The following is a 24,192-nucleotide window of genomic DNA, read 5'->3' as shown; positions in this document are numbered from 1 at the left end:
TCAAAATGCAAGCTATCTCAGCCATTCCAGTTTACTTACTGATACTTCATAGGCTGTTCTTTTTTCTGCACAGTCTCCCTCTGTCTTTTTCACATATTCTCTGCTCTGAATTCTTCCCCAGATCTGGATATGACTCCCCACCTCAAACCCGGCAGTAAATCTTGCATTTCTTCCCCAGCAGATGCACGGGATATAGTCTGATTTTCCATACGGTCTGTTCACAGCAATCAGCATATCAGAGATTTCTCTTCCGAGAGGGGTTTTCCGATACACCGGCACCTTGCAAATGTAGCCATCCAGGAAGATCTGATTGGTTTTTACCTTATCTGTCTCCTCCTCCGTAAAACAGATTTCTCTTGCGAATACGGACAGCACCAGTCTGTTCCGTTTTTCTTCATGTCGGTTATAGGAACGGAACTGTCCCGTCACCTTCACAAATTCCCCTCTGTAATCTTCATTTACATCGATGAGCCGCTCGGATACCATGACCGGAATTCGGTCACAGGACTCACTGAGTCTCTTTACCTGTACATCCACGAGATAAAATCCCTCTCCGAACACTTCATGACTGAATACGAATTCAGACACGATTTCTCCTATGATTGATACCTGGTTATTTTCAATAATTTTGTCAGACATATGTATGCATGCTCCCTTCTTCATCGCAAAGTATTTATTCGTATTGCGTTACATACATATGTTTATTCCCTGCGCATACTCTTTAGAACGAAGCAGTCCTCGGTTTTATGAGGAAAATATCGCAGAATCTGCGGTTTTTTGGCATTTTTTTATGCTTATCTGACAAAATCCTTCTTATTAAGAAGAGTTTGACAGAAAAAATCTTGTAAAATGAATAATATGTGGTAGAATAATTCGGAGAATGAAGGAAAGAAGGTACTGTATGAATCGAGAAAACATCCGTAATATTGCGATTATCGCACACGTTGACCACGGTAAGACGACTCTCGTTGATGAATTATTAAAGCAAAGCGGTGTATTCCGTGCCAATCAGGAAGTAGCGGAACGTGTCATGGATTCTAATGATATCGAACGTGAACGCGGAATCACTATTTTATCTAAAAACACAGCAGTTTATTATAAAGACTATAAGATCAATATTGTAGACACCCCTGGACACGCTGACTTCGGAGGCGAAGTAGAACGTGTACTGAAGATGGTAGACGGCGTTATTCTGGTGGTAGATGCCTTTGAAGGTTCTATGCCTCAGACAAAGTTCGTTTTGAGAAAAGCACTGGATCTGGATCTTCCGGTTATCGTATGTATCAATAAGATCGACCGTCCGGAAGCACGCCCGGAAGAAGTCATTGATGAGATTCTGGAGCTGTTCATTGATCTGAACGCTTCTGACGAACAGCTGGACTGCCCATTCGTCTATGCATCTGCCAAGGCAGGTTATGCAGTTCTGGAACTGAGCGATGAACACAGGGATATGACTCCTCTGTTTGAGACTATTATCAATTACATTCCTGCTCCTAAGGGAGATGAAAATGCACCGCTTCAGGTTCTGATCAGTACCATTGATTATAACGAATATGTTGGCCGTATCGGTGTTGGTAAGATTGATAATGGTTCTATTCGTGTGAATCAGGATGTGGTTCTGGTGAACCATCATGATCCGGACAAGTTCCAGAAAGTAAAGATCAGTAAATTATATGAGTTCGACGGACTGAATAAAGTAGATGTCACCGAAGCCGGAACTGGTTCTATCGTAGCGATCTCCGGTATCGCAGATCTTCACATTGGTGATACTCTGTGTTCTCCGGAAAAAGTAGAAGCGATTCCATTCCAGAAGATTTCCGAGCCTACAATCTCCATGCAGTTCCGTGTCAATGACAGCCCACTGGCAGGCCGTGAAGGTAAGTTTGTTACTTCCCGTCATCTGCGTGACCGTCTGTTCCGTGAGCTGAATACCGATGTCAGCCTTCGTGTGGAAGAGACTGATGATATGGACTGTTTCAAAGTATCCGGACGAGGCGAACTGCATCTGTCTGTTCTGATTGAGAATATGCGTCGTGAGGGATATGAATTCGCAGTCAGCAAAGCTGAAGTTATCTATAAGCAGGATGAACGTGGCAAGAAGCTGGAGCCAATGGAGATCGCTTACGTGGATGTTCCAGATGAATTTTCCGGTACGGTAATCAATAAACTGAGTATGCGTAAAGGTGAGCTCCAGGGAATGAGCCAGACTACCGGCGGTTACACCAGATTGGAATTCTCTATTCCATCCCGTGGTCTGATCGGTTATCGTGGAGATTTCCTGACGGATACCAAGGGAAATGGTATTCTGAATACTACTTTTGACGGATATGGTCCTTTCAAGGGTGAGATTCAGTATCGTAAGCAGGGTTCCCTGATCTCCTTTGAAACTGGTGAATCCGTTACTTATGGTCTGTTCAATGCTCAGGAACGTGGTACTCTGTTTATCGGACCTGGTGAAGCTGTATATTCTGGAATGGTCATCGGCCAGAACGGTAAGACAGATGATATCGAACTGAATGTCTGCAAGACCAAGCATCTGACCAACACCCGTGCATCAGGATCTGATGATGCCCTGAAGCTGACGGTACCGAAGGTGCTCAGCCTGGAAGAGGCTCTGGACTTCATCGATACCGATGAACTCCTGGAGGTTACTCCGAAATCCTTACGTATCCGTAAAAAGATTCTGGATCCTACCATGAGAAAACGTGCTGCATTCGCAAAGAAAAACGCACAGTAAAATTACTATATTGAAATAAGAGAAAAGCCGACTGACAGGAAGCATCTTGTATGCCTCCTATATCAGCCGGCTTTTTTGATATTTTTCAAAAACCAGATTTTCCATTTAAATTCTGTCTGCCTCTCTGGCTTTTGCATCCATTTCTGGCTTTCGTCTACACTTTGTTCTTCCTGTTGCACTTCTTTGACTCTGATACAGTCTGGGAATAAAGCCTCCGGAAATGCCAGTGCTTCCGTCATCACAAATATGGCTGCGATCAGCCAGATCTTTCTTTTCGTCTTCATGGGCTGCTCCTGTTCTATCTCGATTCATGTATGGAGTATTGCCCAGATATTCCTGTTCTATTCCTGTTGCTTCTTTTGCCTCCTGCCCAACGCCATGCTCTATTCATAGCCCTACGGGCTATTTCATGGACGGCTGTCGCCGTATAAAATAGCAAAAATAAGGCTCTTACGAGTAAACTCGCAGAGCCTTATTTTCACTATTTTGCATGGCTTGTAGCTTAGCCAAAGTATCTTTCTAACAGGCCTTTCAGAGCACGTCCATGACGGGCTTCGTCTTTAGCCATTTCGTGTACTGTATCATGGATTGCATCCAGGTTGTTTTTCTTTGCACATTTTGCGAGATCGAATTTACCCTGTGTTGCACCGAATTCGCAGTCAACTCTCCATTTCAGGTTGTCTTTTGTAGTAGCTTTCATGTTTGGCTCAAGGTCTTCGCCCAGCATCTCAGCGAATTTTGCTGCATGTTCTGCTTCTTCGTAAGCTGCTTTTTCCCAGTAGAGACCGATTTCCGGATATCCTTCACGATGAGCAATACGAGCCATGCACAGGTACATACCTACTTCTGAACATTCACCATTGAAGTTAGCTTTTAACTGATCGAAGATGAACTTCTTATCTTCATCGCTGATGTCTTTGTTGTCTTTTACAGTTTTTGCATAGATACCGTATTCATGTTCAGCAGCCAGAACCAGTTCTCCTTCTACTTTCTGGAACATGTCGGATTTTGCATGACAGACTGGACATTCAGCCGGTGCTGCTTCGCCTTCATAGATATAACCACATACTTTACATACAAATTTTGCCATTGTTTTGTTCTCCTTTTCTTTTTGAATTTATATTTTATTTTGTTTTAAAATCAGTATTGTTTACTGATTTTAGATTATCACATCTTCTTGCTTATGTCAAGTAAAATCAGTAATTATTCTTACTTTTTACTTTTGACAAATAACTTGCTCTGTCAGCTTGCTTCTTCGGATGTGTCCATACATTCTGCACAAATTCCATAAAAATATGTGCAATGTCGGTCAATCCTACCCGGAAAGTTCTTCCGTGCCACCTCTACGATATCATCAATGCTGTCCATCTCCAGATCGAGTACACTGTGACATCTGGTGCATACAAAATGGTTGTGTGGAGCAGTATTGAAATCGTAATGGTCACATCCATCTCCGGTGGTCAATCTGGTGATTTCTCCAATATCAGATAAAAGGTTTAAATTGCGATAAATTGTTCCCAAGCTGATATTTGGAAATTGCTTTCTGATATTCATATAGATTGTATCAGCAGTAGGATGATCTTTCCGTGTACTTAAGAAGTCTTTGATGGATTCTCTCTGACGACTATAGTTCATGTGATCCTTCCTTTCTGAAAACTAATTTTAAAAATAATAACTATTACTGTTATTGATATCAGTATAGTATCCTTAAACAGATTTGTCAACAGTAAAATATAAAATTTGCTAACGTTCTCTATTACCAGAAAGGAGACTTTCTTTCTGTACCAGGCTGGACGGGGATATTCCGTTCATTGCAACGATGAAGGATTTGAAGAAGTGATGGAATATCTTCGTGTATAAAAATACAACAGTATCCAACAAGACAGCCCCCAAAGCTTTCACACTTCGGGGGCCTTTTTGGCTTTCCGTGATTCTATTTTGCTCTCCATTTAATGGTGTAGATACCATTTGCCTTTCTATCATAGGATGGACGACATACTTTGATATAATATGTACCGCCTTTAATCTTAGAGGCCTTTCTTGTTCTTGCATCAATGCTGGTATATTTGCCAGATGCATTTTCTAATGTGTCAATCCGAATACCCTTTTTATAACTTGGACCATAAAGATAGAACTGGAATGCTCCGCTTCCTTCCTGTGAAATAGATAATTCCAGCTTTTTCTTCTTTGGCATCTTGATCTTGTACCAGTCTGCTGCACTTGCTTTTTCGCCTGCCGGCATTACACCCATGATCTGCTTTTTATGCTTGATTGTAGTTGCTTTATTCTTCCTGGTGCCACCTTTATCCGTACGTTTTTCGATCTTCGCAACCAATGCATAGTATTTCTTACCGGTTGTCTTAATGTAGTAAGTACCTTTCTTTACGCCATAAAGAATAGCTTTTTCTCCGTTGCTGTCTACATAGGCAGCATCGGTCAGCTCAGTTCCCTTGGTATTGCAGAGAACGACTCGCATAGAGTAAGTTGAACCCAATGAAGTAATTGCATTCCCGGTTATAATCACATCTCCTGAATACGGAATTGTAATCTTATGGTATACATCACCGGTATTGGTCCCTGAAAATTCGGAATAAGAATATATTCCTTTTCCCTCATCCTTCATGTCAACTACATTTCCCGCTGCCAGCGCACTCATACCAAACAATACTGCCATCAGCATGCTCAGTAGTAACATCGGCATCCATCTTTTGTTGCTTCTCTTTGTCTTCATAGCTTTCTCCCTCCCAGAAACTATAGATTTTTGGATATTTCGTAACTATTCAGAACCCACTGTCCCGCGAGGTGTTTTGGCATGAAAATGCCAAAATCCCGAGGCAGGCAAGGCAAAATCCCATCGCCATAGGCGATTTTCAATGGATTTTGACTCGTAACTGTGAAGGTACTGAACCGTTACGATATTTCTTATATCCGTATGAGCCCATGATATCGTATATTTGTGCAAAAAGCAATGCAAAATACGCATGTTCTTTTGTTCATCCTATGCTCTCGCTGCTGCCTGCTTCACATATACATCCTTTCCCGAAAACGCTATTCCAAGCTTATAGATCCTTTCCTTCAGAATTCCTTCTGCCAGGAGATCTGCTTCATATCTTTTTTCTTCTATCTGCTGTAAAGCATTCTCTGCTGCTTTTTCCAGCGTCTCCCCTTTCTTTCCATCACAGACTTTAAATTCGATGATAAATGCATCCTCCCCGGCCTGAAGTGGATACATGGCAATATCATACCGTCCACGCCCACTTTCCCGGTTAGACACAATCCGGTATCTGTCTTTCAATGACACAATCAATCCCAGCACCAGACCATGGTAAAAGTTTTCCGGTGCCTGGCCTGGTCTCTTTCCCACATCAAAATAGCTCATGGATGTATAGGAAATGTCCATCAGAATTTCTTCCAGTTCTTCCACATTATGGGATAAAAGAGCCTGTATAAAGCTGCTATAGATCTCATTTCCATTTTCAAACATGGCAAGGATCTCATATCGGAACATCTCCATGACTTCCCGATTGGTTACTGACACATCACATTCCGTAATCTCTCCATATTTCTTCACATGATCTGCTTTAATATAACCAACTGCCAGCAGTAAGGACCAGAGACTATTCTCACTTCCATCCAGATACTGAAATGCAACATTCTCATTAATCTTTTTATGCACTGTCTTTCCTGTCATGAGCTGTTCGATCTCATACTTACTGCGTACCGGATATTTTCGGATAATATCCCCGATCAGCTTATTACTGCTGGTATTCGTCCAGTAAGACAATAATTCCCCATGGCGTAGATAATTACAGATAGACCATGGATTGTAGATATCCTTTCGTTTGCCAAAGATAAATCCATCGTACATGGCTTTCACTTCCTGCAGGCTGTCCATGTTCTGACATTTTAGTGCATCCATTACTTCTTTTTCTGTAAATCCAAAGCAGTCACTGTATGCTTCGCAAGTCACTGTATTCACTTCCACATTATTCAAATCCGAAAACAGCGAATTCCGTGTAATTTTTGTCACACCAGTGACAATGGCCCGGTCATAATAAGGATTTTCCTTTAATGTACCATGAAAAAGCTGGCGGCATGTTCCGATCATATCATCCCAGTAACCATCTGTATATGCCTCCTGCAATGGCGTATCATATTCATCAATCAGAATCATTGGTTTTACATCATAATGGCGATAAAGAAGACGGCACAAGCGTGATATCGCAGTTCCAACGTTCGCTTCCTCTCCTTTACGCAAACCGTCCAGAATATAGCGATACTCATTTTTCTCGTATTCATCCAGCTTTGTACTATGAAGTAAATATCTATGTGCTTCATAAAGTATAGCCAGGCTGTCAGTCATTCCCTGAATAGCCTGCCTGTAGTCCCTCCCCTTACAGTTGCCAAATGTAACAGAAGCTACCGGTATTTTTCCATAGTATTTTTTGATTTTTTCATCCTTCCATACCTTCAGCCTGTCAAAATATTCCGGATGACCGGTGAATCTGGGATCCAGAAAATTCTCTACTGTACTGAGCATAATTGTTTTTCCAAAACGCCTCGGTCTTGTAATCAAAGTCACTTTCGCTATGCTCTTCAACCATTCTGCAATAAAGTGCGTCTTATCTACATAGAACTGTCTGCCGCAGGCAAAATCCTGAAAATTTTGGTATCCACACCCCACACTGGCATCCAGATATGGATTTTCGTTCAATATACCCGTCAAGGTCTTTATATAAGCTATTAACCGTCTTTTTTCTCTGACTAGTTCCCGCCTTTTTTTCCATTCCAATATCATCCCATGACTTAACATCACATCAATCTCTTGAATCCTCTCTTTTGGACTTGGCATTTCTGCTCCTCCTTTCTGACAAAATCCGTATTTTCTCAGATGTTCATGCATCAAAAAATGGTTATAAATCGTTACTTTTTATTTTATAACGTTTCATAACCATTGTAAATATTCTTTACATCAAATTTGTGTCGTCCGGCAAACGGAACCCTTCTCCGATCACTTCATTGGATTCTACCACGATGACAAAAGCCCGTTCATCGATCTCATGTACCCTTTTACGAATCGCATACATTTCCTTACTGCTGCTGGCACACATGACCACTTCTTTTTCTTCCCCGGTATATCCGCCAATCGCCTTTAAAAGTGTGGAGCCCCGATCCACCAGCTTATCGATCTCATCTACAATTTCCCGTGGATGATCCGATATGATCAGCGTCAGTTTTCCAGAACTGGTACCACTGATCAGCCGGTCCAGCACAGTGGAATAAAGATAATTCAGCACCAGTCCATAGATCACACTGTCCATACCATTTCCGATAGTGACTGCTCCGATGAGGATAACCATAGCATCCAGAGCGAATCCAATCTTACCCAGAGACAGATGTGGGCGATAGTATTTGATTGCCATCATAATAAAATCAAATCCTCCGGTGGATGATCCCCTCATAAAGATAATTGCATAACCGATTCCCAGCAAGACACCGGTGCAGATAGCTGCCAGAATCAGATCGCCCTGATACAGCGGCAGCTGCGGTCCCAAAATATCCATCACCGCTGATGTAATCAGTGTAGATCGCAGGGACTTTATATAAAACTGCTTTCCCAGTGTCTTGTAACAGCAGATAATAATTGGAATATTCAGGATCACTGTCAGTGCACCTACCGGCAGACCAAATGACTGATAAAAGATCAGTGCCACACCGGATACCCCAGTCATCGGGAAGTCTGCCGGAACAGCAAAGCTATAGGTTGCTATGGTCAGCAAAATGCCGCCTATAATATCCACCAGCACATCTATACTGATTCTTTTTGCATTTTCTTTCATGATTTCCCCCATCTCTTATGTGATATAAAGCATGCCGCCTTTGTTCTCTAATCAAGAGCCTCTAACATACGAATCTGTATCTGTCCTTCCACCCTGCGGATCGCCGCGCCATCTGCCGTTCCATACGTAAAAGCAGTAGCGGTTCCTGCTGCAGCCGCCAGACGAAGCGCTTTTTCCCAGTCATGACTCTGCTCCCAGCCTGCCAGAAATCCTGCCACTGCTGAATCTCCGGCTCCTACAGTATTGGCAGCCTCACCTTTTACGCCTTCTGCAAAGAAAGCCCGTGCATCTTCTGTTAGCAGCAACATGCCCAATGCCCCCATGGAAACCAGCACATTTCTGGCTCCTGCACTCTGAAGTTCTCCCGCATAGTGTTTGACTTCTTCCTCTGTTTTTATACGGACACCAAACAGATCTCCCAGTTCTTCCAGATTGGGCTTGATCAGGAATGGATGATATGGCAGGGTCTTTTTCAGTTCCTCCCCGGTCACATCCACCACCGGCTTTACTTTTCCTTCCGGCATATTTTTCAGTATATATTCATATGCTCCTTTGATGCTGGATGGTACATTCCCAGACAGCACCAGGAAATCCCCATCCGCCAGGCTCTGTATCACCTGACAAAGACGATCTACATCTTCCCATCCAGGAACCGGTCCTGCTCCATTGATCTCTGTCTCTTCCATTGCACTGACCTTGGTATTGATTCTGGTAAACCCATTTGTCACAAACTGAAACTGCTGCTTTAGCCCCCGTTCTTCCAGCATGGCTTCATAAGCCTTTCCGGTAGCTCCTGCCAGGAATCCACAGCAACAGGTATCCATACCCAGTTCAGACAGTACCAGAGACACATTGACACCCTTTCCCCCTGGAAATACAGCTTCTTCCACTGCCCGGTTCAGGGTTCCTGGTTGTAATTTCTTTACTTTTATGATGCAGTCAATGGCCGGATTCAGGGTTATTGTTGTGATCATCAATCTTCCTCCTTCGCCTACTGTAAAAGTTCCGCCACATTACTCAGGTAGAACAATGTGGTTGCGCGAATCAGATACTCCGTATCTTTTACCCCTGCGGTCTCATAAACAGAGTGCATCGCCAGCTGTGGCAGTCCAATGTCTACTGTATTCATTGGAGTCTGCGTATTGGCAATATTGCCCAGTGTAGAGCCACCTGGCATATCCGACCGGTTAAAGAAATCCTGTACCGGTACTTCTGCGGCCTCGCAAATAGAACGATATACTGCTGCCGAAACAGCGTCTGTGGTGTATTTCTGATTGGCACTGTGTTTGATTACAATTCCCTGATTCATAAATGGATGATTAGTCGGATCTGTCTTATCTGCATAATTTGGATGCAGCGCATGGGCATTATCCGCAGATACCATAAAGCTGCCTGCCAGCGCACGCAGATATTCTTCTTCACTGCCGCCTGCTGCCAGATTGATTCTGGTCAGTACATCCTTCAAAAATGTGGATGCCGCTCCCTGCTTGGTACCACTTCCCACCTCTTCGTTATCCAGCATGCAATATACCGGTACGACACCGCCTGCCTGCCAGGTATCATAAACTGATCCATCCATTTCTTTCAGCCTGTGGTCTCCTGACTCCAAAAATCCCATCAGCCCCGCATAGGCACACTGAAGGTCATCCAGTCTTCCACTGGAGATAAATTCCTCTTCAGCACCCCAGATACTTCCCTGAGAGCGACTGTACAGGAATAACTCCTGTGCACAGATGTCCCCTTCTTTTACACCTGCAGCTTCTGCTACCAGCTTCTGAAACTGTCCTGGTTCACATCCGCAGGACATCAGTGGCAGCATATCTTTTTGTGCATTATAGTTGTAACCTCCATTTACTTCCCGGTTCATATGAATAGCCAGACTCGGGATCAGCAGAAGATCCCGGTCAATATTTACCAGTTTAGATACCATCTTCTTTCTGCCATCCGGTGTCGTCTCTTTTACCATCACTCTTCCGGATACTGACAGTGGACGGTCAAACCATGGCGCCATCAGCATGCCGCCGTATTTCTCCACATTCAGCTTTACATAATGTCCATCTATCACCATTTCTGGCCGTTCCTTAATCTTAAAGGCAGGAGAGTCACTATGGCTGGCCATGATCTGATATCCGGTAATCTCTTTTTCCGGCATACGAAATGCAATCACTGCGGACTCGTTTCTTGTCACATAATATCCTTTTCCTGCTTCCAGAGACCAGTGATCCTTTTCTGCCAGCTTCTGATATCCTTTTTCTTCCAATCTTTCACTTACCGCTGCTGCCGCATGAAAAGCATCCGGGCTTTCCTTGATAAATGCAATCAGCTTTTCTGCTGTTTTCTTCATATTCTTATCCTCATTTTCATTTCTGTTTCTGATCCAGCCGAATTCCGGCAAGCGCCTGAGCAAACGCATTATTCACCGGTTCCTGAGCTTCTTTTTTCTGCTTATTTAAATAGCGCTGAACATCCTTCTTGCTGACTCCGGCGCCTTCTTTTTCTCTTCTGGCCTGGAATGCCGAGAGCCGTTCCTTATATCCACACTTACAGATAAAGGTTTTCTCACCGCCTTTTTCGTACATCTCCATTTTCTTATGACATTTTGGACAACGGGCATTCGTCACTCTGGAGATCACTTCTCGATGACCACATTCCCGATCCTGGCAGACCAGCATCTTTGCCTGTTTTCCATTCACCGCCAGCATACGCTTGCCACATACCGGACATTTATGACTGGTCAGATTATCATGGCGGAACACTCCATCATCTGCCTTGATCTCTTCCACAATCTCTCTGGTATAGGCATCGATTTCTTTCATAAAGACATCTCTCTTCATCTGGCCTTTTGCAATTCTGGAAAGCTTCATCTCCCAGTCTGCGGTCAGTTCCGGTTTTTTCAAATCTTCCGGTACCAGGGTCAGCAGCTGGCGTGCTTTTCCAGTCAGATGAATCTCATTGCCACGCTTTTCCATAAGGAAACTGTTGAACAGCTTTTCGATGATATCAGCCCGGGTGGCCACGGTTCCCAGTCCTCCAGTCTCTCCCAGAGTCTTCACAGCCTGTGCATCCCGGCTTTCCATGTATTTCACCGGATTTTCCATTGCTGACAGCAGGGTAGCCTCTGTGAAATAAGCTGGCGGCTTCGTTTTTCCCTTCGTCAGCTCCATCTTCTGGATGTTTCTGGTTTCGCCTTTTTTCATCACCGGCAGCGTCTGTTCCCGCAGGCTCTCTTCTGTTTCTTCGTTTTCCTCTTTGTCCTGCTGGTCATAAACCACTCTCCAGCCCTGCTCCAGCATCACTTTTCCTCTGGCTGCAAAGTTCTCCCCTGCTGCTTCTCCCTTCAGAGAGGTCTGCATATAGACACACGGCGGATACAGCACACTTAAAAATCTTCGTACTACCAGATCATAAATTCTTCGTTCCTCTGTACTCATCTTGTCCATCTGTACAAATTGCTCTGTAGGAATGATGGCATGGTGGTCACTGACTTTTTTATCATCCACAAAGCTCTTGTTCAGACGCAGTGGCTGCATAATCAGACTGCCGGCCAGCTTCTTATATGGTCCGATGCTGATGGCACGAAGCCGCTCCTTCAGAGTTTCTGCCACATCTGCTGAGATATATCTGGAATCTGTCCGTGGATAAGTCAGCACTTTATGATGTTCATAAAGCTGCTGCATAATATTCAGTGTCTGTTTCGCTGAATAGCCAAACTTACGGCTGGCATCCCTCTGCAGCTCGGTCAGGTCATACAGCCCCGGGGACGGTACGCTGCTTTTACTCTCTTTGACTTCTGTTACTGTAAGCTGTTTTCCCTTTAATTCCCTGCAGATCTTTTCCATGCGTTCTTTATCAAAGCTGCGGTATCCACCACTTTTTTTATCCTGCCAGGTCCAGCATACCTGACCGTCACGCAGGGAAATTCCATAATATTCCTGTGGCACAAATTCTCTTATCTGTGCTTCTCTTTTTGCGATCATCGCAAGGGTCGGTGTCTGCACTCTTCCGCAGGACAGCTGTGCATTGTGCTTGCAGGTCAGTGCTCTGGTTCCGTTCATACCCACCAGCCAGTCTGCCTCCGCACGGCATACTGCTGCTTCGTACAGATGCTGGTACTTTCTCCCATCCTCCAGATGAGCAAACCCTTCCCGAATGGCTTTATCTGTTACAGATGAGATCCACAGCCGCCTGATTGGCTTATGGCAATTGGCTTTTTCCAGAATCCATCTGGCCACCAGCTCGCCTTCCCGTCCTGCATCTGTTGCAATAATGATCTCTCCGATATCCTTACGATACAGCTGTGTCTTCACCGTCTGAAACTGCTTCCCAGTCTGACGGATCACGACCAGCTGCATTTTTTCCGGCATCATCGGCAACGTATCCATATCCCATTTCTGATACTTCTTATCGTATTCCTCCGGATCCGCCAGTGTTACCAGATGGCCCAGCGCCCAGGTAACTACATATTGATCCCCTTCCAGTGCACCCCCGGAAGGCTTGCTGCAATGCAGCACTCTTGCAATGTCCCGTCCTACAGACGGCTTTTCTGCTATCACCAGTGATTTCATCTCTTTTATACTCCTATATGATAAAAAAGACTGCTACAGTATATTGTGCAACAGCCTTTCATTTTCTAAGACACCAGGGTTCCCATTTTGAAGGATTCAATCGCAAGCTCAATCACCTGCGGATTGCATTCCCGATATTTGAAATAATAAAACAGTAAATTGATGTATTCATCCAGTCTGGATTGATTCTCTCTTCCAACAAATCGTTTTTCACCACACAACAGACATTCATTCAGCATCAAAAATGTGGCAAATCGTTCATTAATATAGATATCTTTTTCATCCTCTGTATAATGTACAAACTGAAGAGGCTTTCTTCGTACAATCCAGGCAATCAGATAGGCAAAACTCTTCTCCGTCCGAATCCATTCAATACCATGAAAATCTTTCAAACGAAACAGATCTGCATAATAATCCAGAATCAGACTGAACAGGATTCTTTCATTACATTCTACATGAGACTCATACCCTGCTTCTTCAATAAAATGATTGGCGGAAGCCAGTACCTCTGTATATTTTTCGTGAAGTCTGTCTTCCCCGATTTTCTCAATCATATCTTCATAGCTGTACTCGGAATTCATGTGTTCACGCTTCCTTTTTCCATTTTTTCATCAGCTCCAGTTCCGTAAGCTGCTGGTGATGCTTCATCACCATAACACTCATGTCCGACTCCATATTATAGCGCATCTTGGAATAATACACTGCCTGTCGCTCTTCTGCGAAATCATAGGCCGGACTTGGGAGTTTCTCCATTGGATATTCCCCATTCAATGCCTCTGATACCAATTTCCGAAAATGATTCTGACGTCCCTGACTTTTCCTACTTTGCATATTGCTTTCCCTTTCGCAGCAACACAGAATGAATATAAGCCGCTGCATCGATCACCGTTTCCTCATTTGAGTCTGTCGGTTCTTTCTCTTTCTTTCGCTCAGTAGTTCCCGACTGAGAAATATGGCGCCAGTCTGCATAAGTATCTCCACTGTAATACTGTGCACAGCTTTCCCATCCCTGCTCTCCCATTTCAAAACAGGTAGAAATAATCTCATCAATAGAATCTGCCAGCTGCGCTACGGTATTGGTATAACGCAGCAGAAAATGATTCTCATTGCGGTATGGATATTTGACTCTGTGGTCAAACTCTCCATAGACTTCTTCTGCCAGCGTACGCACCTGTACTTCGCAGAAATACTTCTGAAAACGAATGATATAATGCTGGGAACGATATCCCCGGTCGGTATGCTCCCGGTAGATTTTATCCCCAAAAATATTCCGGTCCCCGTATCTGGTATAGGCTACCGGTGGCTCTGCCAGATAAGCTTCCGATGTAGCTTTTGTCTGGAATCTCTCCATGATCCAGTCAAAGACCCCTTCCCATTCTTCCTTTGCCAGGATCAATACACGGACTCCCACCAGATCCTGCACAATATCCATATAATTATTCACACTAATATTCAGATATTTTTTATTCTGATATTTTCCCCGCTTACGGATGATCTTCTCTATCAGATGTTTTGGATCTTTCGCCCGCGTTCTGATGGAATGAATCGGTATCGGCATTCCCTCCAGGAAATAATCTACGAATGCATCACAGCAGGCCTCCAGCTCTGGCTGGCGCCTGCAATAATCATCATAAATCTCCTCCAGTACTTCCCAGCTTAAACCGGAATAGAGGAATTCCTGCTCCACTTTATATTCTTTAAAAAACTGCTCTCTGTCCAGCATACTACCCGTCCTCTTTACTTCATATTCTGACCGGACGGTTACAGATCTTTATTCTACCGTCACACTCTTCGCCAGATTTCTCGGTTTATCCACATCCAGACCCTTCGCAACGCTGACATAATATCCCATGAGCTGCAATGGGATCACCGCCAGAGAAGTTGCAAAATGTGCATCTGTCTTCGGAATGTATGTTACAAAGTCTGCTGTATCTTCCATGCTGTAGTTGCCATAGCTGGTTACCGCGCAGAGATATGCGCCACGGCTCTTACACTCTACCATATTGGACAGTGTCTTTTCGTATAAGTCTGCCTGAGTCAGTACACCAATAACCAGAGTATTATCCTCCAGAAGAGAAATCGTTCCATGCTTCAGTTCTCCTGCTGCATAGGCCTCGGAATGAATATAACTGATCTCCTTCATCTTCAGACTGCCTTCCAGGGAAATTGCATAATCCAGTCCTCTTCCAATAAAGAAGATGTCTTTTGCATTTGCCTGCTTTGCTGCAAACCACTGAATACGTTCTTTATCAGCCAGTACTTTTCTGATCTTATCCGGGATTGTCTGCATCTCTGCAATCAGCTCAGTGTAATATTCTTCTGTGATTTCTCCTCTTGTCAGAGCAAACTGTACTGCCAGGCAATATGCTGCTATCAGCTGTGTACTGTAAGCTTTGGTGGTTGCCACAGAAATCTCCGGACCGGCCAATGTATAAAATACATTATCCGCCTCTCTTGCAATGGAAGATCCTACCACATTGACGATTGCCAGCGTACGGATTCCTTTGCTTTTGGCCTCACGCAGTGCAGCCAGACTGTCAGCAGTCTCTCCAGACTGACTGATAATAATCACCAGTCCGTTCGGATCCAGAATCGGCTTACGGTAACGGAATTCAGATGCCAGTTCTACACGAACCGGAATCCTTGCCAGATCCTCTATCACGTACTGTGCGGCCACACCTACATGATAGGCAGATCCACAGGCTACCACATAGATCTGAGATATCTTCCTGATTTCCTCTTCATCCAGCCCCAGTTCACTTAAGTCAATCTGTCCATCTTTGATCACAGAATTCAGGGTATCCAATACTGCCTTTGGCTGTTCCTGAATCTCTTTCATCATGAAATGCTCATATCCTGCTTTTTCTGCGGCCTTGGCATCCCACTTGATCTCTACCAGTTCTTTCTCGATCACATCGCCATCCAGATTGTAAAAGGTAATATTTCCCTTCTGCAGGCGTCCGATCTCCAGATTACCAATATAGTACACTTTCTTGGTATACTTTAAAATAGCCGGTACATCTGATGCCAGATAACTTTCTCCATCTCCCAGGCCGAGAATCATCGGGCTGTCTTTTCTTGCCACATAGATCTCTTCTGGATAATCTTTGAACATTACCGCCAGTGCATAAGAGCCACGAATACGAATCATGGCATGATTCAGTGCATCCACCGGTGTTCCTTCGTATTTTTTGTAGTAATAATCGATCAGTTTTACTGCTACTTCTGTATCCGTTTCCGAATAAAACTGATATCCTTTACGGATCAGTTTATCTTTTAATTCCTGATAATTTTCAATAATTCCATTATGAACTGCCACCACATTTTTATCATCACTGCAATGCGGATGTGCATTTTCTACAGACGGCTCTCCATGAGTTGCCCATCTGGTATGACCGATACCGCAGTCTCCCAGTAGAGACTTTCCATCATTGGTCTTCTCAGCCAACGCCTTCAGTCTTCCTTTTGCCTTTACAATTTCCGGATCGGACGCTCCGTTACGTACGGCCAGCCCCGCTGAATCATAACCACGGTATTCCAGCTTTGCCAGTCCGTCTAACAGAATCGGTGCAGCCTGACGCTCACCTGCATATCCAACTATTCCACACATACATATCTCCAATCTTCTTCATCTTTTATCTTATGCTTTTTCTTTCAGCACAGAAGTACAATGTGGGCAGCGAGTTGCCTTTATAGAAATCTCACTCTGGCAAAACGGACAGATCTTCGTCACTGGTTCTTCTTCCTTCTTATCCTTCTGTCTGCCTTCCGCCAAATGATTCATTCCTTTTACCATAAGGAAAATCACGAATGCAATGATCAGGAAATTCAATACTGCTGTAATAAAATTTCCATATGCAAATACAGCCACACCAGCTGCCTGTGCTTCTGCCAGTGTTGCGCATTTTTCACCACTGAGCTGAATAAACAGATTGGAAAAATCCAGTCCTCCGGTAATCAGCCCGATCAGAGGCATAATCACATCATTTACCAGTGAATTGATAATGGCCTGGAATGCACCGCCGATGATAACACCGACTGCCAGATCCATGACATTTCCACGCATAATAAACTTCTTAAATTCTTCTATAAAGTTCTTCATCTTCCCTGACCCTTTGTCTCTTCTTACACTTTACCGTCAAATATTATAAACTTTGCAGGTAATACTGTCAATCTGTGAACGATCGTCAAATTCTCCCTGCATTCGTCACCACACTATTTGCGAATCTCCAACAGCTTCTGCTTTAACTCGTTTTCCATTCTGACCATATCTGCCTCAGCCTGCAAACGTTTCTGACGTCCTTCACTCTGGATCTGCAATACCTCATCAAAGGTCTTCACCAGCTCTGCATTGGTCTGGGTTAGTGTTTCAATATCCACAATGCCCCGCTCGGATGCTTTTGCCGTAGAAACAGTTGCTTCATGAAGCGCATTTGCGTTCTTCTTCAGCAGTTCATTGGTCATATCGGTCACTGCATTCTGCGCCTTTGCTGCTCTCTGTGCATGCTCCAGTCCCAGTGCTATCACCATCTGATTCTTCCACAACGGGATGGTATTCACCAATGTAGACTGAATCTTTTCTACCATCATAGTATTATTATTCTGGATCAGGCGGATCTGTGGTGCGGTTTGCATGGAAATCATCCGGCTCAGTTCCAGGTCATGCAGCTTCTTTTCAAAACGGTCACAATAGCTGGCCAGATCCTTCGCCTCCTGTGCCAATACCTGGTCATTGCCGGACTGTGCTTTTTCCATCAGTTCCTTCAACTGCGTAGATCTTACCTCTTCCAGTTTCTGCTTTCCTGCTGCAATATACATGGAAAGTTCTTTATAATAAGTAAGGTTCAGGTCATACATTTGATCCAGCATGGCAGTGTCCTTTAACAGACGTACCTGATGCTCTTCCAGTGCATCACAGATCTTGTCCACATTCACAGCTGTCTTATCGTACTTTGCCTTCATGGCATCCAGCTTATTTTCTCCTTTGTGGAAAAGCCCAAGGAACCCTTTTTTCTCATTGTCCACATCAAAGTTCTTCAGTTCTGCTACCACATCCGTCAGCATATTTCCTACTTCACCGAGATCCTGGGATTTCACATTCTCCAATGCTTTTTCTGAAAAATCTGCCAGCTTCTGCTGTGCTCCGGCACCATATTGAAGAATCATATTACTGTCAGAGATATTAATCTGCTGAGAAAATGCCTGAATCTGCTGTTGCTCCTCCGTTGTAAATCTGGATTCTTCTTCCATCTTCTCCTTCACTTCTGCCACGGCCTGTTCCTCTGTCTTCTGCGGCAGTTCTTCTTTTTTCTCCGGAAACGGAGTCAATGTTAAAGTCGGTGCGGTTCCTGCCAGTTTTTCAAATTCATCACTCATCTTTGTTCTCCTTTTTCATCGAATAATTTCTGCTTTCATGTCCTCTTTTACTTTATGCCTTTCATGGCATCCCTGATCTCTTCACCCGTCAGACCTTCCTGTGCCAGCAATGTGTGAAGCACAGAGATATCTGCTGTAATATCCATAGACGTATCCTGATACAGATTATCGAACAACTTCGCAAATGCCAGATTCAAAGTATCCAGCGTGTTCTCGATCTCTTTCTTGGACTTTGCAATATTGGTCAGCTGATCCGGATGTTGTCCGCTCAGTTCTTCTTCAGTCAGTTTTTCATAAGAATCCAGCAGCTTGATCGTGGTTGGAAGATAATACTTCATCATTTTCTTGGTATCATCTGCGCATTGTGGATGTGTCTTTACATAATCAAAGATCTTCCGGGTGACTGTCTCCAGATCATATAATTTTCTGGATACTGTCTCATCACTGATTGCTTCATTGCTTCTGCGGATCTTCTCAATATAAGCATTTCCATCTGCAATCAGCTTTCTCACTTCCGGTGGAAGCTCCTGTGTTTCCCTCTCTATTCTGGCCTGTTCTTCTTTTTCTCTGTTCTGCTGTTCCAGCCTCCGATTCTTCTCCCGTAAAAAAGTCTGATATCCCTGATCCGTCACATACAGTGTCTTTGATTCCTGATCCAGATGTCCCTGCAGAAACATATTTTCCTGCAGCATATCCTGAATATCTTTTAAGACCTCTTTTTCATTCCGTCCACTGGCAGAGGACAGTTCTTCTATAGAGATATGATCTCGTTTTCCAATCTTTTTCACATAATTCTTGAATTTGCGAATCTGCTTCAGGGTTCCACTGCCCTTTATACTCATACCCCCAAATCCAACCACTCCAATAAGCAATATCACTTCCGGCACCATCAGTGACACCCCTGTAATCTTGCTGGCAATCGCCAGGGTCAGCAGGCCTGCTGCACACCCAAGAATTCCAGCCAGTCCCAAAGTAAACAGAAAATATCCCTTTAATCGTCCGTTTCCTCCCGGTGAATAAAGCCCCCGTTCTGATACCGCAGTCGTCTCTGCCATCTCAGGCACTGATTTTACTGCGCTTTTCCATGGATTCTGCGCAGCTTCCATCTTGTGCTGTGCATTCTTCATATAATCTGGCCGATGATCTTTCTGTGGTTCATCCACTACAGAAGAAGCCACCGTATCTGCTACGATATTGGCTACCTGACTGACCGAATTCTGTATTGTTGTACTCAACTGGCTGAAATCCTGACTGTCTATGGCCTTCTGCACCATATCACTGATCTCACTGCCAAGGTTGCTATATTTTGAATCTGACATTGTTTACCGCCTTTTCTATCTGTTTTGCTATAGTTTCAAGTATATCGCAAATCATACCAGGTTTCAAGAATACCTTAGCTTTCTTGCACCAGGACTTATCCGGCATGAATTACAAAATATTTATGAATCATGATTTTCCCCTTGCAATTCTGTTCAAAAAGAGATATTATTTGTGTATTATATGATGTAGTTTTGAATACTACATATAATAGTTATCAATATTGATTGCATGTAAGGAGGTTTTCCATGAAAGATATGACATCAACCAGCGTATATCGGACTATTCCATCTACTCCGATTCGCAAAATGACAATTAAAGATCCCGGAAGTTCGATCACCCATTTTATTGGATTAATTATGGCTGCTCTTGGAACTGCCCCATTACTTGTCCGGGCAGGCCGCCACGACAGCCCGATTTATATGATTTCCATGGCAGTCTTCATGGCCAGTATGATTCTGCTCTATGCCGCCAGCACCACTTATCATACTTTTGATGTTTCACCATCTGTCAACAAATTACTGAAAAAGGTGGATCATATGATGATATCTGTCCTGATTGCAGGAAGTTATACGCCAGTGTGCCTGCTGGTTCTGAACGACCGTCTTGGTCTGATCCTTCTTGGCATTGTCTGGGGACTGGCAATCACTGGCATTCTGATCAAAGCTTTCTGGATTTATTGTCCAAAATGGTTTTCTTCTATATTATACATTGGCATGGGATGGACCTGCGTTCTGGCTTTCGGGCCGATCGTACGCTCTCTGACACCTGGTGCATTCTTCTGGTTGCTGACCGGCGGCATTATATACACCATTGGAGGTGTGATCTATGCACTGAAGCTGCCGATTTTTAACTCAAAGCATCCATACTTCGGATCCCATGAGATCTTCCATCTGTTCGTGATGGGCGGCAGCCTGTGCCATTATATTTTTATGTTCTGTTATCTGGCCTAGAACAGTAGAATTCTCCACACAAATTTCTCTAAATGGCGTATAATAAATCAGATATCATTAGCAATCGTCTGGCAGTGTTACATTCTTCAATCCGAATCTTCTTTATCTGATTCCCAGTCAAGATACCGCAATCCCGATTGCTTAATCTGATAGATTTCAGGAGCTTGTTATGAATTACACTTATATTGTCCAGTGCAGCGATGGTACTTACTACACCGGCTGGACCAATGATCTGAAAAAACGTATCAAATCACATAATGCAGGGACGGGTGCCAAATACACCCGTCCCCGTCTTCCGGTTACCCTTGTTTATTATGAAGCTTTTGCTACAAAGCAAGAAGCAATGCGCCGAGAATATGCCATTAAACATCTTTCCCGTCATCAAAAAGAACATTTAATTTCTAATCAGTTATCACCAAAATAGCATACTGCATTATTTTAATAAAAATAAATGAATTTTCTCCAGGAAATCATCTGATAAATATGCTTTTATTTTTTCAAATGTTTCTGGATTAGCAATTGCACGTCCAGGTTTCCTGTACTCTACATACGCCATAGCACACCAGGTAATTCCTCGCAGGCAGGTTACTGGCAAAAAAATGTTTACCCGCGTGCGTAAGTCTCCCATGTTGATTCTTCCATTCACGGCTACCTGATACTCTGTGATAAAGTCCTGCACGATGCAATCTTCCAAAATCACATCCGTTTTCCAAAAAGTTGTCGTTGGTGCCAGCATATGTCCAAGATCCTGTGCCGGATCACCCCAAAGTGGCTTTTCCCAATCAATCATTGATACAAAACCAGTAGTTTTGCTTTTTCATAAGCAAGCTCCATCAGTTTTTTAATTGTCTGAACTGTTTTTGGGTTGGAAACGTCAGACTCTTTGTAAACCTTAAACATTTCCTCGCATTCATTCAAAATGCCCATAATCGGATTCTTAATTTCAATAAGTTTATCTGGTTCGCTAATCTCCATTGCATGAACATCCGCAAGACAGATTGCTGCATTCTTTAAATCTGTTTCATAAGAAAGCGGACGTCCTTCTATAAATTCCATCACCAAAATCCCATGTAAAAAAAACTGTTTGCTGTCATCTAAAAAACCGGTATTGGTGTTCTGCCAGATGTTTTTAATAACTGAAGTGTTCCAAATTCGTAGGCAATTTGATTTTCCAGGTGCATTTGGCTTCCATAATTGATACGAAATACATATTTTTTATTTGTCACCGGATGCTGAAACAAAAAATTCTTACCTTAGAATACATAGACGCCCAACCACTTATGTCCTTTTTCAAGTCTTTGTATGGGCAAATCGATTTGAACGATATTATTTCATATAGGAAGGCACCGAAAAAAAGCCTTCCTGGTATAACAATAAAAAAGTGTCTTCGACACTTCAACTCCCCTGCCCCTCAATCTTGAGGGGATAGGGGGTTTCTTTTTGCTTCATTTTCCTTCATAATACTCTTATGAATATCTTACAGAAAATCTTTACTGACTATTATGAAGAAATGATCTATACATTACATCCACATCATTCTGTTGTAGAAAACGTAGATAAAATGATCCATTGCGGCGATCCCGCTTTTGGTGGTGCCATGTACGGTTGTCCTCACTGTGGGAACATGAAATTTGTCCCTTTCCGCTGTCACAGCCGTTTCTGTCCTACCTGCGGGAACAAATACTCTATGGAACGTGCTACCAGTATGTCCTTTAAGCTCATTCCTGTCCAGCACCGGCACTGTGTTTTTACTATTGATGAAGACCTCAGACATTTTTTTCTAGACTATCCCGATCTTCTTCACTGCCTTTTCCACTCTGTTACCAGCGTGATCTGCCGTATGTTTCACAAACTCAATAAATCCCAAAATTTTACTCCTGGATTTATTATGGTTCTTCACACCTTTGGCAGGGATTTGAAATGGAATCCCCATATCCACTGCCTTATCTCTGAAGGCGGCTACAGTGATGACGGTTTCTGGCGTAATGTTTCCCATTTTGATTATACTTTCCTGCGTAACGCTTTTCGCACTGCCCTTCTTAATGAAATGCAGACTGTTATAGGTCCCTCTTTCAAAAAGCAGAAAGCCAGATGCTATGACAAGCACAAAAAAGGCTTTTATGTCTACGCCAAGCCAAACAAATGTGACCCGAAAATCGTTACGAAATACATCGGTCGTTACCTCGGGCGGCCTGTGATTGCTACTTCCCGCATTGACCGTTACGACGGAAAGTACGTAACTTTCCATTATAACCGTCATGAAGATAACAAATATGTGGAAGAAACCATTCCTGTCATGGAATTTATTCAACGCCTTATCCGGCATATTCCTGAAAAACATTTCAAAATGATCCGCTACGGCGGTATTTATGCGAGACACCGGGATATTGATAAAAAACTTCGCAGATCCATTTCCAAAGAAAAACATCGTATTTACCAGAGTTTTCATCAGTGGCGCACATCTATTCTTCTTTCTTTTGGCTATGATCCTCTGGAATGCCCTGTCTGTAAGCATAAAATGGAGTTTCTGGAACTCTATTATGCTCATAAACGTGTTTCTCTTGAAGAAATGTACGAGAAAGCAATGTCCCGTTCTCGTGGAAAAAGGTCTTCTGCATAGTTTCCTCTTTTCCTTGTTTTATGGTACAATTCTCGAAAAGGAGGATTGTGTGCTTATGAAACCTGATATAGAGAAACTACGCGAAAAATATATAAATAATCCACCAGAAGGTATGACCTCTGCGGACATCCGCCATATGAGCGAGGAGGAACTTCTGGATATGGACTATTTCCTAAATGAAGATATTTTTGATGATGAATTTGCAGAAGAAGATTTTTTCCTGTTCTGATTCATGATCATCGTTTTGTCATGCCCGCCTTTGCGCGGGCTATTTTAATTCAAGAGAGCGCCGAAGGCGGTCTTTCCTATAAAGTAAAAAAGAGCTCGAATCTCTTCGAACTCTTAAGAGGCGCAGACCGGATTTGAACCGGTGGATACTGGTGTTGCAGACCATTGCCTTACCACTTGGCTACTGCGCCGTAACAAATATATTATAGCAGATACTGCTATGTTTGTCAATCTATTTTCATAGATTAATGACTCCAAGGGGATTTGAACCCCTGTTACCGCCGTGAAAGGGCGGTGTCTTAACCGCTTGACCATGGAGCCAAAAGATATCTTTCATATAGCTTTATATGAAAAAACTCCCCGAGTTGGGCTCGAACCAACAACCCCTCGGTTAACAGCCGAGTGCTCTACCATTGAGCTATCGAGGAATATGAAGGTTGTACCTTCAAAACCGCATACGGTAAATACTTTTTCATCCGTGTTTCCCAGACTATTTAGGTCAAGCCTTCGACCTATTAGTGACAGTCAGCTCCATACATTACTGCACTTCCACCTC

24 protein-coding genes and 3 tRNA genes are annotated in these 24,192 nt (G+C 43.4%); 5 read left to right on the top strand and 22 right to left on the bottom strand.

All coding sequences use genetic code 11. The annotated features are described in order from the left end of the window. Positions 1-12: 12 nt before the first annotated feature. Complete coding sequence (locus tag OCV47_RS02295; protein WP_117448021.1) at positions 13-639, bottom strand: single-stranded DNA-binding protein; 627 nt, start codon at positions 637-639, stop codon at positions 13-15. Between the two features lie 262 nt (positions 640-901). Between OCV47_RS02295 and typA the strand changes: the two genes are divergently transcribed. Next, the gene (typA, locus tag OCV47_RS02290; protein WP_256298479.1) at positions 902-2,737 is read left to right on the top strand and encodes a translational GTPase TypA; all 1,836 of its coding nucleotides are present in this window, start codon (positions 902-904) and stop codon (positions 2,735-2,737) included. 62 nt (positions 2,738-2,799) lie between these two features. On the opposite strand, the gene OCV47_RS02285 is transcribed toward typA, so the two are convergent. The 16 genes from OCV47_RS02285 to OCV47_RS02210 form a co-directional block, all read right to left on the bottom strand. Then, positions 2,800-3,021, bottom strand: a complete 222-nt coding sequence (locus OCV47_RS02285) for a hypothetical protein (protein ID WP_256298477.1) — start codon at positions 3,019-3,021, stop codon at positions 2,800-2,802. A 218-nt stretch (positions 3,022-3,239) separates the two neighbouring features. Further along, the gene (locus tag OCV47_RS02280; protein ID WP_117448018.1) at positions 3,240-3,827 is read right to left on the bottom strand and encodes a rubredoxin-like domain-containing protein; all 588 of its coding nucleotides are present in this window, start codon (positions 3,825-3,827) and stop codon (positions 3,240-3,242) included. A gap of 152 nt (positions 3,828-3,979) precedes the next feature. Continuing rightward, on the bottom strand, positions 3,980-4,372 hold the full coding sequence (locus OCV47_RS02275; protein ID WP_117448017.1) for a Fur family transcriptional regulator: 393 nt from the start codon (positions 4,370-4,372) through the stop codon (positions 3,980-3,982). A 298-nt stretch (positions 4,373-4,670) separates the two neighbouring features. Then, positions 4,671-5,468, bottom strand: coding sequence for a hypothetical protein (locus OCV47_RS02270; RefSeq protein ID WP_256298474.1), 798 nt, complete (start codon positions 5,466-5,468; stop codon positions 4,671-4,673). A gap of 267 nt (positions 5,469-5,735) precedes the next feature. Then, the gene (locus OCV47_RS02265; protein ID WP_262653481.1) at positions 5,736-7,589 is read right to left on the bottom strand and encodes an ATP-binding protein; all 1,854 of its coding nucleotides are present in this window, start codon (positions 7,587-7,589) and stop codon (positions 5,736-5,738) included. Positions 7,590-7,704: 115 nt separating this feature from the next. Further along, positions 7,705-8,577: a YitT family protein gene (locus OCV47_RS02260; protein WP_262653479.1), complete on the bottom strand. Its 873-nt coding sequence runs from the start codon at positions 8,575-8,577 to the stop codon at positions 7,705-7,707. A gap of 47 nt (positions 8,578-8,624) precedes the next feature. Next, the gene (pfkB, locus tag OCV47_RS02255; RefSeq protein WP_262653478.1) at positions 8,625-9,551 is read right to left on the bottom strand and encodes a 1-phosphofructokinase; all 927 of its coding nucleotides are present in this window, start codon (positions 9,549-9,551) and stop codon (positions 8,625-8,627) included. Positions 9,552-9,568: 17 nt separating this feature from the next. Beyond that, positions 9,569-10,921: a M18 family aminopeptidase gene (locus tag OCV47_RS02250; protein ID WP_262653476.1), complete on the bottom strand. Its 1,353-nt coding sequence runs from the start codon at positions 10,919-10,921 to the stop codon at positions 9,569-9,571. A gap of 16 nt (positions 10,922-10,937) precedes the next feature. Next, a complete protein-coding gene (locus OCV47_RS02245; RefSeq protein WP_262653474.1) occupies positions 10,938-13,142 on the bottom strand; it encodes a DNA topoisomerase III in 2,205 nt (734 codons plus the stop codon). 65 nt (positions 13,143-13,207) lie between these two features. Then, positions 13,208-13,723: a hypothetical protein gene (locus OCV47_RS02240; RefSeq protein WP_117448012.1), complete on the bottom strand. Its 516-nt coding sequence runs from the start codon at positions 13,721-13,723 to the stop codon at positions 13,208-13,210. 4 nt (positions 13,724-13,727) lie between these two features. Further along, a complete protein-coding gene (locus OCV47_RS02235) occupies positions 13,728-13,973 on the bottom strand; it encodes a transcriptional regulator (RefSeq protein WP_117448011.1) in 246 nt (81 codons plus the stop codon). Continuing rightward, on the bottom strand, positions 13,963-14,865 hold the full coding sequence (locus tag OCV47_RS02230; protein WP_262653471.1) for a hypothetical protein: 903 nt from the start codon (positions 14,863-14,865) through the stop codon (positions 13,963-13,965). The genes OCV47_RS02235 and OCV47_RS02230 overlap by 11 nt, the downstream gene beginning before the upstream one ends. Before the next feature lie 48 nt (positions 14,866-14,913). Beyond that, positions 14,914-16,752 carry a glutamine--fructose-6-phosphate transaminase (isomerizing) gene (gene glmS / locus OCV47_RS02225; RefSeq protein WP_256298460.1) on the bottom strand — a complete coding sequence of 613 codons (1,839 nt, stop codon included), beginning with the start codon at positions 16,750-16,752 and terminating at the stop codon, positions 14,914-14,916. Between the two features lie 30 nt (positions 16,753-16,782). Then, complete coding sequence (gene mscL, locus OCV47_RS02220) at positions 16,783-17,244, bottom strand: large conductance mechanosensitive channel protein MscL (protein WP_262653465.1); 462 nt, start codon at positions 17,242-17,244, stop codon at positions 16,783-16,785. Positions 17,245-17,357: 113 nt separating this feature from the next. Continuing rightward, positions 17,358-18,518 carry a toxic anion resistance protein gene (locus OCV47_RS02215; RefSeq protein WP_256298456.1) on the bottom strand — a complete coding sequence of 387 codons (1,161 nt, stop codon included), beginning with the start codon at positions 18,516-18,518 and terminating at the stop codon, positions 17,358-17,360. A gap of 47 nt (positions 18,519-18,565) precedes the next feature. Continuing rightward, the gene (locus OCV47_RS02210; RefSeq protein WP_262653463.1) at positions 18,566-19,837 is read right to left on the bottom strand and encodes a 5-bromo-4-chloroindolyl phosphate hydrolysis family protein; all 1,272 of its coding nucleotides are present in this window, start codon (positions 19,835-19,837) and stop codon (positions 18,566-18,568) included. 255 nt (positions 19,838-20,092) lie between these two features. Here OCV47_RS02210 and trhA point away from each other — a divergent pair, with 255 nt between their 5' ends. Further along, entirely contained in the window at positions 20,093-20,788 is a 696-nt protein-coding gene (gene trhA, locus OCV47_RS02205; RefSeq protein ID WP_117448104.1) for a PAQR family membrane homeostasis protein TrhA, read from the top strand. Positions 20,789-20,957: 169 nt separating this feature from the next. Beyond that, the gene (locus OCV47_RS02200; protein WP_262653461.1) at positions 20,958-21,212 is read left to right on the top strand and encodes a GIY-YIG nuclease family protein; all 255 of its coding nucleotides are present in this window, start codon (positions 20,958-20,960) and stop codon (positions 21,210-21,212) included. 9 nt (positions 21,213-21,221) lie between these two features. Here OCV47_RS02200 and OCV47_RS02195 read toward each other — a convergent pair whose 3' ends face one another. Together OCV47_RS02195 and OCV47_RS02190 are read right to left on the bottom strand one after the other, a co-directional pair. Beyond that, positions 21,222-21,578 (bottom strand): hypothetical protein, encoded by a 357-nt coding sequence (locus tag OCV47_RS02195; RefSeq protein ID WP_256298451.1) that lies wholly within the window; start codon positions 21,576-21,578, stop codon positions 21,222-21,224. Further along, a complete protein-coding gene (locus OCV47_RS02190) occupies positions 21,575-21,844 on the bottom strand; it encodes a hypothetical protein (RefSeq protein ID WP_256298449.1) in 270 nt (89 codons plus the stop codon). The genes OCV47_RS02195 and OCV47_RS02190 overlap by 4 nt, the downstream gene beginning before the upstream one ends. Before the next feature lie 412 nt (positions 21,845-22,256). Between OCV47_RS02190 and OCV47_RS02185 the strand changes: the two genes are divergently transcribed. Together OCV47_RS02185 and OCV47_RS02180 are read left to right on the top strand one after the other, a co-directional pair. After that, complete coding sequence (locus tag OCV47_RS02185; protein WP_262653456.1) at positions 22,257-23,408, top strand: IS91 family transposase; 1,152 nt, start codon at positions 22,257-22,259, stop codon at positions 23,406-23,408. Positions 23,409-23,463: 55 nt separating this feature from the next. Beyond that, positions 23,464-23,637 (top strand): hypothetical protein, encoded by a 174-nt coding sequence (locus OCV47_RS02180; protein WP_256299671.1) that lies wholly within the window; start codon positions 23,464-23,466, stop codon positions 23,635-23,637. A 118-nt stretch (positions 23,638-23,755) separates the two neighbouring features. Here the strand turns inward: OCV47_RS02180 and OCV47_RS02175 are convergent. From OCV47_RS02175 to OCV47_RS02165, 3 genes are all read right to left on the bottom strand, one after another. Continuing rightward, a tRNA-Cys gene (locus OCV47_RS02175) sits at positions 23,756-23,827 on the bottom strand. Positions 23,828-23,885: 58 nt separating this feature from the next. Continuing rightward, positions 23,886-23,957 (bottom strand) — tRNA-Glu (locus OCV47_RS02170). A gap of 35 nt (positions 23,958-23,992) precedes the next feature. After that, positions 23,993-24,064, bottom strand: a tRNA-Asn gene (locus OCV47_RS02165). Positions 24,065-24,192 lie beyond the last annotated feature (128 nt).

The organism is Muricoprocola aceti (assembly GCF_025567005.1).
Classification (GTDB): Bacteria; Bacillota; Clostridia; order Lachnospirales; family Lachnospiraceae; genus Marvinbryantia; species Marvinbryantia aceti.
The sequence above is the reverse complement of the archived record's forward strand: the minus strand, read 5'-3'. Positions and strand labels throughout refer to the sequence as shown.